We start from the raw sequence: 13904 nt of genomic DNA on the forward strand, positions 1-13904 counted from the left end.
TAGTGTCTCATATGTTACTTAATATTGAGCGGTTGTTACCTCTTGCACGTAGTTGTGGTTTTGACATCCATATTTCCAGGTGCAAGATATGAGTCTACCTACTTGCGGCAAAGCCAAGTTCGATTAAGACTTAAACCCTTATGACCTGACTTAAAGGTACAAAATTGTTCGCAGTCCTTCATCTATTTCTTGTTGTAGATGTTCTGGTAGCGAGCCAACGCGCTCTACTAAAAATCTTTTGTCAACAGTAAAAATTTGAGACACATTAGCTACAGAATCTCTGGGTAAACCTGTAGCTTCACGCGGTAACAAAACATTGCCTGGTGCTTGTGCTAACTGAGTGTTAGAGGTAATGATTACGACGATTACGGTGCTGATACGACTTTGAGTAAAAATATCATCTTGAACAATTAAAATAGGGCGACGATACCCAGGTTCTGAACCGACTGGTTCAGGTAAATTTGCCCATCAAATTTCTCTGCGATACACTACCAATCCTCAATGGGCAAGGACATAAATTGTAACCTTGTCAATATTGGATCTACTTCAGAAGACTCTTCAGAATAAACTCGATTCAGTTGGTTCAATATCTGATTTCGGTTGTATTTCCGCAAATATGCTTTCAAAGCTTTTGTGTAAAGTTCACTACGAGATACCCCTAACTGTCTAGCTAGTGCTTCTGCCTCTTCAAAAATTGAATCTGGAAGCGAAATCGCAGTTTTCATTGCTACCTTTATTGTGATTACTACCTCTGAAATTGTAAAGATTTCGAGCAAATTTACCAAATTAGCTGTTGTTTTGGATTTCGTCTAACTTGGCACGCACTGCCTGGATATCCTGCCACATCAACCATTTAGGCCCACCTCTTTCCTTAGAAGGGTTACGCAGCAAGTAAGAAGGATGAAAAATTGGCATACATAAACGCCCTTCCCACTCCAGCCACTGTCCGCGAATTTTCGTAATCCCCCGCTTATCGCCAGTGATCCCTTTAACAGCAGTTGCACCTGTTAACAAAATTATTTTGGGGTCAACTAGGCGAATTTGTTCTAATAAGTAGGGTAGACAAGCTGCCACTTCTGTTGGAGTGGGAACTCTATTATCTGGTGGGCGACATTTGTTGATATTAGCTATGTATACATCCTGCTCAGTAGTCAGATTCACTGATGCCAGAATTTTCTCTAACAATTGCCCTGATCTACCCACAAATGGTAAACCCGTTTCATCTTCATTTTGACCAGGCGCTTCCCCCACAACCATAATTGGTGCTTTGAGATTACCGCGTCCGACAACAGCATGAGTCCGAGTATCTCCCAATGCACAACGGTGGCAGCGATCGCAATCTTGTGTCAACTCCGTTATGCCAGAATAAGTTCCAGGAGCGATCGGAATTTTCGCGTCTGTGGGAATCAGTTCTTGTTGGTTAAAGGTTGAGTCGTCGAAGAGACTAAGTTGGGTTTCGCTGCTCATGAAAATCAGGATTTTGGCATTAGCACCAGCTGTCTTATCTGAGTTAAATACCGTTATGGTGGAGATTTATCAGAACAAATAGACTTTTGCTGAATACTTAATTATTTATACAAATCTTATTGTATCAGTTAATTTGAGACAAAATTCAGTCATGATAAAAGCAGTGCCGTCCTAAAGATGCTGGGGGAAACCATGTCACATACCCCACTTTTTGCCGATCGCACCCATGCGGGTGAGGAATTGGCGCGAGTGATTCATAATGTTTTGACTCAGCAAACTATTGATTCTGGGGTAAAGCCTGTACCAATTGTTTATGCTTTGCCAAGAGGGGGTGTACCAGTAGGAGCACCAATAGCACGTCTTTTGGATTGTCCGTTGACAATTGTTGTGGCGAAAAAGATTAGCCATCCACAAAACCCAGAGTTAGCAATTGGTGCAGTCACTACTTCCGGAAATGTTCTTTGGACTGATCAAAAGCTAGTTCGCCCTAAACATGATGCGCGGTGGCGAGAAGTGGCTTTAAATAAAGCGATAAACCTTGCTAAGTCTCTTGAGGCTCAATTAATTCCTGCTTGTCCGCAGTTCAATGCACAGGATGCTACGCTGATTTTAGTTGATGATGGCATTGCTACAGGTATGACAATGGCGGTAGCGGCAACTGCCATGAAAGCCCTTTCTCCAGCAGCAGTTTGGCTATGTACTCCAGTAGCGCCACAAAAATCGCTACCCTGGTTAGAACAGTGGGGCGATCGCACAATTGTCTTGGAAACACCGGAACCCTTCTGGAGTGTGAGTAATTTTTACGCCCAATTTCCCCAAGTAGATACATTAGAAGTTCTTGTACATCTCCAGCAACAAAAGACAATGGGGGGAATAAATCTGTGCGAATAATTTTGAATTGTTTGTCTCTATTGCTTTTTAACTATTTGGAGATGTTCCCTACTGGTATTGCATAGCTTTGGCGTAATCACCCAAGGCATAGCAAGCGACTCTCAGACTGGCAAGAGCTTGTTCTTCACTGCGACGGTCTTTGATATTCCTAGCTAACAGCAAACGTTCTTCATAATATGTAATTGCTTTGTTATAGTCACCTAAAGCTTCACAAGCAACTCCTAAACTACCTAAAGACTGTTCCTCGCTACGCTTATCTTGCATTTCTTTGGCTAATTGCAACCGATCTTCATAATACTTAATGGCTTTAGCATAATCACCTAAAGCATAACAAGCATTCCCCAGATTCTTTAGCACCTGAGAAGCACTGCGAACATTTTTTAAAGAGCGTGCTATAACTACACATTGCTCATAATAGGCGATCGCTTTTGGGTAATTGTCCAAAGCATACCAAGCATTACCCAAATTCTTAAGTACTTGTTCCTCGCCCCAGTTATCTTTGAGTTCCCGTACAATCTCTAAGCTTTGCTGTTGATACTCAATTGCCTGTGTAAAGTTGCCCAAAGCTTTATACACCAATCCCAAATTATTCAGTGCTGCTACTTGACTGCGTTTGTCTTGCAGTTGCTGCGTTATTTTCAAACACTTTTCCAGAAACTCAATTGCCTTTTTATGGTCATTCAGGTGACGGTATGCATTGCCTAAATGGGAAAGTGCTTGCATCTGCACTGCCAAATCTGAGGTGTCTTCGCTCAAAGACAGACACTGTTGGGAGTAGGAGATAGCACCTTTGTAGTCTCCAGCGCTGTAAGTTATCAACCCTAAAAAAGAAAGTACCTTTGCCTGTTTTTGCAAATCCCCAGCTGCCTGAAAAAGCCCCAAGGATTGTTGTAAAGACTTCATCGCCACTATTAATTCACCAGCTTGCTGCTGTTGAATTCCTTGCCGTAGTAGCTTGGAGGCTTCCAATGAATGGTCATCACTTTCCTGTGGAGGTAGTATTTCTGCTTGTGAACCAGAGTCAAATTCATGGGTAATTGTATTACGCTTCACTGGTTTTAGGTATGTTATGGGTAATTGCAGGGGAACTGTATTTTTCGATCTGTTATTCCATTCGGGTTTAGACATCAACTCCTTCCTGTTAAGTCTGGTGCTAAATCTAGTGTTCCCAAAACCAGGATGTATCTTTCATTAGCCTGGTTTATTACAGCGTAAGTTAAGCAGGGGTAAGAGTTTATCAATGAAGCGAACGCTTCGCTATTGAATCGTTGATCGAGACTTTCAGATTACCACTGATGAAGAGTAATAACTATAGTTGTTATTTAGCCAATATGCAACTTTTAAATATAAATACGTTTTTAGACCGCAGAGTGTAAATCCTGTGAAGAATTGCTGCTTTTAACCTCCTCAACAATAATCTACATTTCAAAAGTTTCGGCGAGTGTGTCTTTATTTCGATTACAAGAGTCGATACTGGGGCAAGCATTCGTAGCAACAATATTATTTAATTGTTCTATGATCAACATCTGCGCTGTATGTATGGTGCAGGATTTCTCGCACCTCCATTAAAATTTTTCCCAGCATGTTTTTACCACTACCATCAACTCCGCAACCCCAATAAAAATCGATGGGCGAGTTTTCAACAATTTCTGCATTTCCTGTGGAAAGTAAGATATTCCTGATATCTGTATGAGTTTGAAATTTACATAGCACAGCTTGCCGCATGATGTCGTCTTTAACTTGTTCCCAATCTTGACGTAAGGGACGGCTTCTCTGACGCCCCATTCTTGCCGCATCTTTAAGTGTTTTAACTAGGCGGATTTGTTCTACGTGAGGTGTACCCACAAACTTTTGCGCTTGAAAGTAGTGTTCGCTAGTTGGCCAATACAATCCATCTAATTCAAAGCCGTGGGGTGAAAAGTTGGAGAAAAAGCCATATTCTTCACGAGTGCTATAAAAATAGATTGTCATAGAAGTTGATACCACTTTTAATTTACTTAATTTGTAAGGGTTGAAGCCCTTACTACAAGTAAGTTTGAGTAATTTTACATTGTATAATATAGTTTGATTAATTCTTGCCTACTTACTTAGTTGTAGGAGTTTGTTGAAGTTAAGATAAGGAATATTAATAATTAATCCCCCCTTTGCTCCTGAAAAAGCGGGGCTATGTCCCCTATTTCTGAGAGTACTTGGGAGGATATTTAATAATCTACAAGTATTAATTATTGGCTCAATTTAAACGCACCTGCTCAAAGTTAAGTGTTGGTTGCACCAACAGGTACAGAGACATTTGCCACAGAGCCATTATTTAGGATAGGCTGGCGGGTTTTCAGGTCAAATTTGAAGCCATGTGGCAAAATATGAAGCTTTGCTCCGCAAATCGCCAAAGACTCATCCTTCAAAATTTCGCCCATATTGTTGTATGTAGCTTCTGATTCATCAACAATAGTAACAGCGCCTTGGCCAATCACTTCAATTTGGTTATCTGTCACTACCATAGCGGTATTCTCGTCAATACCAAATCCCAAAACAGCAGGCTGTAGTATCAAAGCTGAAATTAAGCGTCCCAAGCGTCCGCGCTGGGAAAAATGCTGGTCAATTACCACCCCTGGTAGGAAGCCTAGACCAGGACCCATTTCAACAGTTTCAATCCTTGGATGTGTTTCTGAGTCGCCTTCTACAATCATTACGTCTGGCATCACGGCAGCACCCGCGCTGGTGCCAGCGATAACTATACCTTCAGAGAACCGTTTGTGAATCGCCGCATCAATTTCGGTATCCTTGAGGATGCTGGTAATGCGAGCTTGGTCTCCCCCAGTAAAAAATACCCCAGTTGCTTTATTAATTGCTTCTAATGCGGTAGATGAAGATGCATCTTCGCGGGTTTCTGTATCAATAATGCGAACATTCTCGGCTCCCAGCCGCTCAAATACTCTAATATAGTTTTCTCCCACTTCTTTTGGTAATTCTGTCGCCGCCGTGATAATTACAATGTGCGCCTTGATACCCCCAGAGCGTCGCACAAAGTCCCGCAGAATTACGGAATCTCCATCCTTGTCTTCAGCTCCCCCAATAATTACCAACTGCCGTTTGATATTACTCTGTACCATGATGCCCCCTGATTTGAGTTAATAAATCTCACTAAACCATGACAATTCCAACTATCAAATCATCCTTTTGATAGATTACCTGATAGAAGGTAGTATTAAAATTTGCGTAGATGCAAAGCGGCTTGTCGTTAGATATCGCAATTAGACCAAAAGATTTTTTTGGAAAATTACAGACAAATAACCATCCTCGTTAATTTTCGTTGACTTTATAAAACCCACAGCTTCAATTGCCTCTAATAAAGAAATTTTCTAAAGGCATTGTTGACTATTCAGCTAATTGCCGATTGGAAATTTCTCGTGCAATTGTGAGTAATTGGTATTAACTCTCGCTGGGTGCAATTAGAGATCTAATGACAAGTCCTAATGAATGCGACTTCTGTAAAGCAAGTTAGTTAAGAAAAAATATGCTTGTTCTAGTGGGAGATGCCTGGGTTTGCCTTGGTAGACAATTTGATACTCATTTATGTCTGGGCCATCACCATGCCCAGAGATCAGCTTTTGGTGAAAAGCTTCCTCAGCAAGTTCTCGGATTTCATCTCTTAGAGCAGCTTGTGTGCTATTCATAACTTTAGCTGTCTTTTCAATACCGTACGTTTAGTTATACAAATACTTGGGTGGGTGTTGCACCTTTCAAAGGTTATATTTTTGACTATTCATGAGGATGAATAGACTGTGCTTTATTTTTTGCTGAAGAAGGGGAATTTAATTATGCCTTGAGATAGTTGAAAATGCTTACTAATAGGGTTAGGGTGGGTTCTGATTAGATCAATGGCTTTGCCATCACTCTTCAAAATTAATCTAAATCAATCTACAATCAATAAGTCTGAGTAACCATACCTCAGCATCTAAATTTCAGGGTGTTTAGCCAAAGGTTTGTAATCAATGGTTCTACAAAAAAGCAGTGATTTAGTCCGCATTAATGCTAGAAGAACGGATGTATTCGATATTTTCAACTTCAAGCATTATATTGGGCCCAACCCCTATTTAGATACAGGGGCGCTAGTATTTGACTTTGCTCTAATTGAGTCTAGAGAGCCTTTGCCCATTGAAGATTATATTGCAAAGATTGGCGATCGCTATCCACACCTGGGCAGCCAAACCTATGAATCTTATGCTCATTTATTTGCCCAAGTTGTGTCCGAAGTCGGAAAGTTGGACATGGATTTACACCTTAACCATTGGAGTGTTAAGCCATATCCAGATTTGATGCGGATTAGTGTGCAATCACTACATGAACGCACAACTAGAGAAGTAGCTTATTTTGTTTGGGATTGGTTTGAAGCCATCACCCAAGACGAAGACTTTAACTTTGATGAGCAGCTAGTGAAGCTGCAAAATAGATTCCGCGCATCTGTCTATGGTGGCCCCACGGTTTACGCCCTATTACGAACAGCCTCCGAAAAAGGTATTCCCGCCTTTTATTTGTGGGAAGAAGGATTGATGCAATACGGTTTGGGAAAAAAACATGTCCGGGGGGTAGCAACAACATTTAACTGTGATAGTCATCTAGATTCGGAGTTTACCACCCGCAAAGATGACTGCAAGGCATTTTTAAAAACGTTAGGTTTCCCAGTCCCTGAAGGCGATATTGTCTTTTCTGAAAAGGAAGCCTTGGCGGCAGCCAGACAAATTGGTTACCCAGTAGCAGTTAAGCCAGTGGTAGGTCACAAAGGAATTGGTGTTACGGCTGACATACAAGACTCAAAAGAACTGGTATCTGCTTATAATAGGGCACTGGCAGCGATTCCTGAAGATCAGCTAACCCGAATAATTGTTGAGAAAAGCATCTCAGGATCAGATTTTCGCTTGTTGTGTGTCAATGGTCGATTCGTCGCCGCCACAGAACGCCGTCCAGCATCGGTTGTCGGTGATGGGTATTTAACACTTGCAGAGTTAATTCGCCAAGAGAACCGCAAACCTGCACGTTTAGACTCACCCACCTCGCCGATGAGTAAAATTCAGATAGATGAAGCGATGGAACTCTACCTAGACGAACAGCGCTTATCATTAGACAGCGTGATTGAGAAGGGACGCACTGTTTACCTGCGTAAAGTTGCCAATCTTTCAGCCGGAGGTATAAGCATCGATGCAACCCAGACACTTCATGCTGACAATATTATCTTGGCGCAAGATATTGCCCAACACTTCCAACTGACTTGCCTTGGTATTGATGTGATTACTAAAAGTCTCTCAGAATCTTGGAAGTCCAGTAACTTTGCCATCTTGGAAATCAACGCTGCACCAGGCGTTTTAATGCATTTAAAACCTTCTGTTGGTGAAAGCGTTGATGTGCCTTCCCATATCTTAGAAACCTTTTTTGAGTCGGGTGCAGATGCCAGGATACCAATTATTACCTTTAATAAAATCTCAGTTGAAGAACTGCAAGTAACGATTGACCATATCCTTTTGCAACATCCCGACTGGACAATAGGCGCTGTTTGTCGTGATGCAGTTTTTGTGAATCGCTCGAAAAAAGTATTAAGCAAAAATTACAACAGCAACGTCCAAACTTTGTTGCGTCATCCAAAACTTGATTTGCTGATTGCCGAATATGCGGAAGACATCCTAGATGAAGAGGGCATGTTTTACCGGAGTAGTAATATCGTAGTTTTGGATAATCCCAGCGAAACTGAGATGATGCTAGTACGGGATGTCTTCGATGGTTCTACTGTGGTGATTAGAAAAGGCAACGATATTTCTATTCGTCGCAAAGGGTTGATTGAAGATTATACTTTGGCCGAAGATGAGCCATTTACACGGGTTTATTTGAAAGAAAGTGGAGCAATTTTGTGAGCTAAGTAAATAGGCACTCAATCCAATATTTCTGAATTTCACTGAAAAGTTAGATCCCCGACAACTTTTACGAAGTCGGGGCTCTTGAATCTAGCTAAAAACTGCTAATTATTTTAATTTATCGATTTTCTAAAACTTTAAAATATCTAATGATTCTTCTATTTCTAAATCTAATATTCTTTCTCGTGTGTCTTTCAGTGCTTCTAGTTTACCTTCTTGACGATAGATATCTGCTGCTTTTTGAAAATCTTCAATTGCTCCGTGTTTATCTGCTATTTCTAAACGAATATTGCCACGATTGTAATAAGCATCTGCATAATTTGAATTAATCTGTATTGCTTGAGTATAATCTTCAATTGCTCCCTGAAAATCTCCTAAATCAGAACGAGCATTCCCACAGTTATAATAAGCATCTGCATAATTTGGATTAATCTGTATTGCTTGGGTATAATCTTCAATTGCTCCTTCAAAATCTCCTAAATCTGAACGCGCATTACCACGTTTTTTATAAGCTATGGCATCTTTAGGATTAATCTTGATTGCTTGGGGAAATCCCGGTTGAGAGCCAAATAAATAACGAGCAATCCCACGGTTTTTATAAGCATCAGCATAATCGGGGTTAATTTTAATAGCCTGGGTATAATCCTCAATTGCTCCTTGGTTATCTCCTACATGAGAACGAGCTTCAGCCCGGTTTTTATAAGCTACTGCAACATTAGGATTAATTCTGATAGCCTGAGTATAATCATGAATTGCTTCTTCTAATCGCCCCAGCTGAGACAGAGCTAAACCTCGTTTATTGTAAGATTTAGCATCATAAAGATTTATCTGAATTGCCTGAGAATAATCTGCGATCGCCGCTTCATAATCGCCTACTTGATAGTGAGCGAAACCTCGTTTATAATATAAATCAACATCGTTAGATTGAACTAGTAAGGCTTGATTATAATTGGCGATCGCATTCAGATATTCTCCTTTTTCCAAACATTCATCACCCAATTTTACATAAAGTATATTTAAATCTTCATCCCGATATTGTAAAGAATTTTTTAATTCAGGTTGAAAAGAAGATTTGAGCAACTGATTATTAACTGGCTCAGATGCAATTTCCGGCTTCGGGAGATATTTATAAATTGGTGGTTGTTGCTTATAATAATTATTAATAGAAGATTGTAACTGTTCTAGATAGCACCATAAACCACCACCATACAGTAATTGTTCTATCCCAAATGAAATTTTACCAGTTTTCAACTTAATCATCTGGGTTGGCAGAAAGCCAGCCAAGAAAAGGTGATACTCAGATTGTGCTTCACTCACATCTTCTTGAATCAAAATGCAAACTACAACTGCATTTTTTTCAACCTCTTCAGAACTAATTGACCATCTAACTCTATCAATACTCCCGTGACGAGATTTAACCTCAATACCAATAGATGGGTCAGAAGTCAAGGTAAAATCTATATTGCCATCGCCGCCGAATCGCTTTTCATAATCGACTTCGGTAATAAAATCAGCTAAACGTTCTTTAACAACTTCCTCACCCAACTTCCCTTTGAGATAGCTAATAAAAACGTCACGGACTGGCGAAACACGCTTATATTTCTCAGCCATCAGCCAGCAAAATTCCCGTAGTGCCTTTAATCTCTCTCCAGAGATTATAGTTAATTCACTATATTGACCTTCTGTTTCACAATGAAGCAGACAACCAGATGTTAACCTTTTAATAAAATCAGACTGTAGCGATCGCAGTAGTGTAATCCAGTCCATTTATGTTTCTGCGAATCTTTTGATGAGATTATTCTATTAAAATATCCATTCGGCGTAAACCTTTTAATTAGCTTGGGTGATATTCCCAAAGTTGCTTAATCTTATGTATTATATCTTAATTCAACTTAATATAACCTGAGTTCGGGATAAGGAAAAGGACAGGTAGTAAGCTGAAAATAACAACAAATCCAGCAACCTGTCCTATGTTTAGTTTAGATGCTTTGTTCTGTCATGTAGATGATTTCTGTAAAGCGTTTGAAGCTCAATGGCACAAAAAACTGTTAAATCATGGAGGAATAAAACGTGTTCGAGCTAAAAGCTTGTGTTTAAGTGAAATAATGACAATTATCATCGCTTTTCACCAAAATAACTACCGGAATTTCAAGCATTTTTATTTAAATCAAGTGAAACAGCAGTGGAATTGTGCGTTTCCAGGTCTTCCTTCTGATCAACGATTTATTGAATGGATACCATCCACCTTGATACCTTTGTGCGTTTATCTAAAGCATTGTTTTGGACAGTGTACGGGTATCGGTTTTATCGATTCAACCTGCTTGAAGGTATGTCATAATCGTCGGATTTCTAGGCATAAGGTATTTGAAGGTTTAGCTGCTCGTGGCAAAACTTCCGTGGATTGGTTTTTTGGTTTTAAGCTTCATATTGTCGTCAATGAATTTGGTCAACTCTTAAATGTGACTCTTACTCCTGGTAACATTGATGACCGTAAACCAGTCCCTGATTTACTGCGTGAGCTTTTTGGCAAAATATTTGGCGATCGCGGCTATGTTTCTGAAAAACTTGCTTCTCAACTTTTGGAAGAGTTTGGAATCCAATTTTTCGCTAAACCCCGTCGCAATATGAAGAATAAGCTGATGCGTCTTCATGACAAGCTTTTGTCCCGTAAACGCTCAATTATTGAGACGATTAACGACCAACTCAAAAACATTTCTCAGATTGAACACTCGAGACATCGCAGTCCCGTTAATTTCTGCGTTAACGTTCTTTGCGGATTAATCGCTTATTGTCATCAACCTAAGAAACCTAGCCTTCAACTAGAGTGGCTTTTACCTCCTTATCTTTAACCCGAACTCAGGTTAATATAATTAATTTTGCAGGCTGGGTAGTAAGCAACCAGATTTTAGTCTTTCGATAAAGTCCGCTTGTTGCGCCCTAAGCGTAGTTATCCAGTCCATTTTTGTAGAAATTTGATTTTATCTAATTAGGAATCCAAAGTTAGTATTCCCATTCAATCAGCACAAATCTCAAATTCGTATAAACGATCGCACTACCGTAAATCCTTCTCCTGCAACAGTGCATCCGCCCAAACTGCATCAACTTCTGACAACGCTGGTACTGGCTGTTGACTGTAATCTACTACCAAATCATAGCCGTAGTAGATGTCATATACCTCATTTAATAATGTCTGCAAATCTATAACTGGTTCCGGATCTCCAGAACGCAAAGGTATAGGAAAAGGTGGAATTACATCTGGTAGATTAAAAGCATATAAGTCAGCATAAGGACGGCGATCGCCACGACTAACCAAAATCCGATAATCATTGTGTGTACTATCACCAAAAACTAACATTGGTTCCCCGACACGCAATAAATCAATTTCTACTAAATGTGTTAAACTTCCTAACACTCGCTGTCGTTTATTATCCTATGCGTTGCGTCCTTCTCCTGTACGTTTATTTTTAGGTGAGAGAATTTCAATCACTGTCACTACTTCTTTTGTTCCTACCTTTCGCACCTCTAAATATCTCTCCTTTACTATCTCAGGTATGGGAACTATCACCGTTTTCGGTTGAACGGCAGGTGTAGCTATAGCTATATTCGGTATTTTAGGATTTATTGCTGTCTGTGAATTTTGTACTATTACATCGGGAATACCAACTAAGAGTTTATCATCGCCAGTAGTTTGATAAATTCGTTCTTCAATGGCGACAAAATATTTGGGACGTAGTTGAGGAGAGAGGTAATCTGCGATCGCTACTATTAGTCTGCCATGTATTCCTGACCATAATTCAGGATCTTCTAAATACGGGTTCATTCCTAGAAATGGATAAGGCATAACAAATATCTCAAAATCAAAATTTTCAAAGTAATTCTCATAGCCCTCTCTTCACTTGCAGGGTAGGATTTTAAGAACAACTGGTAAGGGCTGCACCACATTGATCTTCCCTTGTCAACCAACCCTTAACACCTTGATATTCTACCTGCGCCCAATCTTTCTGACAGCCTAACAATTTGACAGCCGTATTAGCAGGAATTCTTCGTACTTTTAGGCTTTGTTGACTGGTACTAGCATATAAATCCACGCCATTAGTACCGTAGCCCCGCGTTGTTAAGCCTAATTTTGGCACAAATACCCATCCAGTTCCTTGAAAACCATTACTAGCATTAGTAATCTGTACCCAATTTCCAGTAGCACCAATAACCTGAATTGTTTCGTTGATGGGTATTTGCCCTATAATTGTATTATTTGTACTTGCACCACTCCGCACATTTAAACCTTGCGGATCTGTATCGGTGACATAGGCAAGAATATTGCACTTTTGAGGATTAGTTGATTTCGCTAAACCTATTTGATGAGCTATACCTGTATTGAGTATCACACTAATACAACTGAATATTAATCCTATCACTAACTTGGATGCTGGATTTTTCACTTTTTTTGTCATAATTTGTGCAATTTTTTGGCATCAGTAACCAAGGCTATAGTCTTATTTCTCTCTCAGAATCTGCCCAAAGAAATTAGGATTAACTTTCTAAGGTAATTTTCTAAAAGGGATTTTAGTACTGTAATAACATTTTTAATTTTATAAAATTTAGTATTGCGATGTCTACGACGGGCTACGCCTACGCAGATGGATGCAACAGAACGATATGATTGAGTATTAAGATGTCAGTATATGGTATAGTTAACGCCAACAGTGAGTTCAAAATTCGACAAACTTTTATTAAGTTATATGAATACCAAGATACAGCCCATATCAGATGGCATAGGTCAAGAGATTATTAATTTCGATCATGTCAGTATTTTAGAATTAGACAAAGAAAAAATTATTAGTCTGTTTAAACATTATGGAATCTTACTTTTTAGAGGATTTGATGTTGAGACTGACATTTTTAAAGAATTTACTAATCTCTTGAGTATCGATTTTATCAATTATGCTGGTGGTGCATTCAGTAGGAGGGTAATTAATGGAGATGAAACTCTTTTAAGCGTAAACGATTTTAAGTCTGAGATTAAGTTGCACGGAGAAATGTATTATCAGCAAAATATCCCACTTATGCTGTGGTTTTTCTGTGCTAATCCCCCATTAGAAGATGGTGAAACTACGGTATGTGATGGCAGACAATTTTTTAATGAAATTAGTAGTTCAACCAAAGAGTTATTCAGCAAAAAGAAATTAAAATTTGCTGTTCAGATATCTAAAGAGGACTGGCAGAAAAAATACCAAACCAATAACTTGAATACATTAGAAGAGATGTGTCAGAAGAATAATACACATATGACAGTAAATGATGATCAATCAATTATGCTTGAATACATTTCTTCAGCCATTATCCCCAGCAGATGTGGAAAGTATCAAGTATTTATTAATAGTCTATTACCAACAAAGCAGTTAAGCCCAAAAATTCTTAAGTTTGAGGATGATTCAGAAATTCCTGAAGAGGTTGTTTCTGAACTTAATGAAATTGCTGAAAAAATAACCACGGAAATTTCGTGGCAAAAAGGGGATATTTTAATGATTGATAATACAAGAATACTTCATGGTAGAAGAGCTTTTGCTGACGATCAAAGAGATATTTATATCAGGCTATGTTCTCCAGCTTTTTCATTCTAATATTTTGTTAGTTTTGGGTCAG

Annotated in this window: 12 protein-coding genes and 2 pseudogenes; 4 read left to right on the plus strand and 10 right to left on the minus strand. The window is 39.3% G+C overall.

Annotation, left to right across the window (positions count from 1 at the left end; genetic code table 11):
- Positions 1-150: 150 nt before the first annotated feature.
- The 3 genes and pseudogenes from V7L29_RS06380 to V7L29_RS06390 all read right to left on the minus strand — a co-directional run.
- Positions 151-456: pseudogene (locus V7L29_RS06380) on the minus strand (type II toxin-antitoxin system PemK/MazF family toxin); the annotation flags it as partial.
- 32 nt (positions 457-488) lie between these two features.
- Positions 489-725, minus strand: a complete 237-nt coding sequence (locus V7L29_RS06385) for a ribbon-helix-helix domain-containing protein (protein WP_334734897.1) — start codon at positions 723-725, stop codon at positions 489-491.
- Positions 726-786: 61 nt separating this feature from the next.
- Complete coding sequence (locus V7L29_RS06390; RefSeq protein WP_334690485.1) at positions 787-1467, minus strand: uracil-DNA glycosylase; 681 nt, start codon at positions 1465-1467, stop codon at positions 787-789.
- Between the two features lie 192 nt (positions 1468-1659).
- On the opposite strand from V7L29_RS06390, the gene V7L29_RS06395 reads away from it, so the two are divergent.
- Positions 1660-2358: a phosphoribosyltransferase gene (locus V7L29_RS06395; protein ID WP_334734898.1), complete on the plus strand. Its 699-nt coding sequence runs from the start codon at positions 1660-1662 to the stop codon at positions 2356-2358.
- A gap of 48 nt (positions 2359-2406) precedes the next feature.
- Here V7L29_RS06395 and V7L29_RS06400 read toward each other — a convergent pair whose 3' ends face one another.
- From V7L29_RS06400 to V7L29_RS06415, 4 genes are all read right to left on the minus strand, one after another.
- Complete coding sequence (locus tag V7L29_RS06400; RefSeq protein ID WP_334734899.1) at positions 2407-3486, minus strand: tetratricopeptide repeat protein; 1080 nt, start codon at positions 3484-3486, stop codon at positions 2407-2409.
- A 372-nt stretch (positions 3487-3858) separates the two neighbouring features.
- Positions 3859-4329, minus strand: coding sequence for an NADAR family protein (locus V7L29_RS06405; RefSeq protein WP_334734900.1), 471 nt, complete (start codon positions 4327-4329; stop codon positions 3859-3861).
- Between the two features lie 284 nt (positions 4330-4613).
- A complete protein-coding gene (locus tag V7L29_RS06410) occupies positions 4614-5468 on the minus strand; it encodes a cyanophycinase (protein WP_334690481.1) in 855 nt (284 codons plus the stop codon).
- Between the two features lie 360 nt (positions 5469-5828).
- Positions 5829-6032, minus strand: coding sequence for a hypothetical protein (locus V7L29_RS06415; RefSeq protein ID WP_334690480.1), 204 nt, complete (start codon positions 6030-6032; stop codon positions 5829-5831).
- A 318-nt stretch (positions 6033-6350) separates the two neighbouring features.
- On the opposite strand from V7L29_RS06415, the gene V7L29_RS06420 reads away from it, so the two are divergent.
- Positions 6351-8261, plus strand: a complete 1911-nt coding sequence (locus V7L29_RS06420; protein ID WP_334734901.1) for an acetate--CoA ligase family protein — start codon at positions 6351-6353, stop codon at positions 8259-8261.
- A 129-nt stretch (positions 8262-8390) separates the two neighbouring features.
- On the opposite strand, the gene V7L29_RS06425 is transcribed toward V7L29_RS06420, so the two are convergent.
- Entirely contained in the window at positions 8391-10028 is a 1638-nt protein-coding gene (locus tag V7L29_RS06425; protein ID WP_334734902.1) for a tetratricopeptide repeat protein, read from the minus strand.
- Positions 10029-10231: 203 nt separating this feature from the next.
- Here V7L29_RS06425 and V7L29_RS06430 point away from each other — a divergent pair, with 203 nt between their 5' ends.
- Positions 10232-11110, plus strand: a complete 879-nt coding sequence (locus tag V7L29_RS06430) for an IS982 family transposase (RefSeq protein ID WP_334734903.1) — start codon at positions 10232-10234, stop codon at positions 11108-11110.
- Between the two features lie 203 nt (positions 11111-11313).
- On the opposite strand, the pseudogene V7L29_RS06435 reads toward V7L29_RS06430, so the two are convergent.
- Both V7L29_RS06435 and V7L29_RS06440 read right to left on the minus strand, forming a co-directional pair.
- Positions 11314-12102 (minus strand): annotated as a pseudogene (locus tag V7L29_RS06435) (DUF4058 family protein).
- A 70-nt stretch (positions 12103-12172) separates the two neighbouring features.
- Positions 12173-12712, minus strand: coding sequence for an SH3 domain-containing protein (locus V7L29_RS06440; RefSeq protein WP_334734904.1), 540 nt, complete (start codon positions 12710-12712; stop codon positions 12173-12175).
- A 288-nt stretch (positions 12713-13000) separates the two neighbouring features.
- On the opposite strand from V7L29_RS06440, the gene V7L29_RS06445 reads away from it, so the two are divergent.
- Entirely contained in the window at positions 13001-13882 is an 882-nt protein-coding gene (locus V7L29_RS06445; RefSeq protein WP_334734905.1) for a TauD/TfdA family dioxygenase, read from the plus strand.
- Positions 13883-13904: the final 22 nt, after the last annotated feature.

The sequence above is a fragment of the Nostoc sp. genome, assembly GCF_036916575.1.
Lineage (GTDB): Bacteria > Cyanobacteriota > Cyanobacteriia > Cyanobacteriales > Nostocaceae > Nostoc.

Excerpts from the sequence above, each read along its gene's own strand:
- V7L29_RS06385 (WP_334734897.1), bottom strand. The coding sequence starts at position 725 with ATGAAAACTGCGATTTCGCTTCCAGATTCAATTTTTGAAGAGGCAGAA.
- V7L29_RS06390 (WP_334690485.1), bottom strand. The coding sequence starts at position 1,467 with ATGAGCAGCGAAACCCAACTTAGTCTCTTCGACGACTCAACCTTTAAC.
- V7L29_RS06395 (WP_334734898.1), top strand. The coding sequence starts at position 1,660 with ATGTCACATACCCCACTTTTTGCCGATCGCACCCATGCGGGTGAGGAA.
- V7L29_RS06400 (WP_334734899.1), bottom strand. The coding sequence starts at position 3,486 with ATGTCTAAACCCGAATGGAATAACAGATCGAAAAATACAGTTCCCCTG.
- V7L29_RS06405 (WP_334734900.1), bottom strand. The coding sequence starts at position 4,329 with ATGACAATCTATTTTTATAGCACTCGTGAAGAATATGGCTTTTTCTCC.
- V7L29_RS06410 (WP_334690481.1), bottom strand. The coding sequence starts at position 5,468 with ATGGTACAGAGTAATATCAAACGGCAGTTGGTAATTATTGGGGGAGCT.
- V7L29_RS06415 (WP_334690480.1), bottom strand. The coding sequence starts at position 6,032 with ATGAATAGCACACAAGCTGCTCTAAGAGATGAAATCCGAGAACTTGCT.
- V7L29_RS06420 (WP_334734901.1), top strand. The coding sequence starts at position 6,351 with ATGGTTCTACAAAAAAGCAGTGATTTAGTCCGCATTAATGCTAGAAGA.
- V7L29_RS06425 (WP_334734902.1), bottom strand. The coding sequence starts at position 10,028 with ATGGACTGGATTACACTACTGCGATCGCTACAGTCTGATTTTATTAAA.
- V7L29_RS06430 (WP_334734903.1), top strand. The coding sequence starts at position 10,232 with ATGTTTAGTTTAGATGCTTTGTTCTGTCATGTAGATGATTTCTGTAAA.
- V7L29_RS06440 (WP_334734904.1), bottom strand. The coding sequence starts at position 12,712 with ATGACAAAAAAAGTGAAAAATCCAGCATCCAAGTTAGTGATAGGATTA.
- V7L29_RS06445 (WP_334734905.1), top strand. The coding sequence starts at position 13,001 with ATGAATACCAAGATACAGCCCATATCAGATGGCATAGGTCAAGAGATT.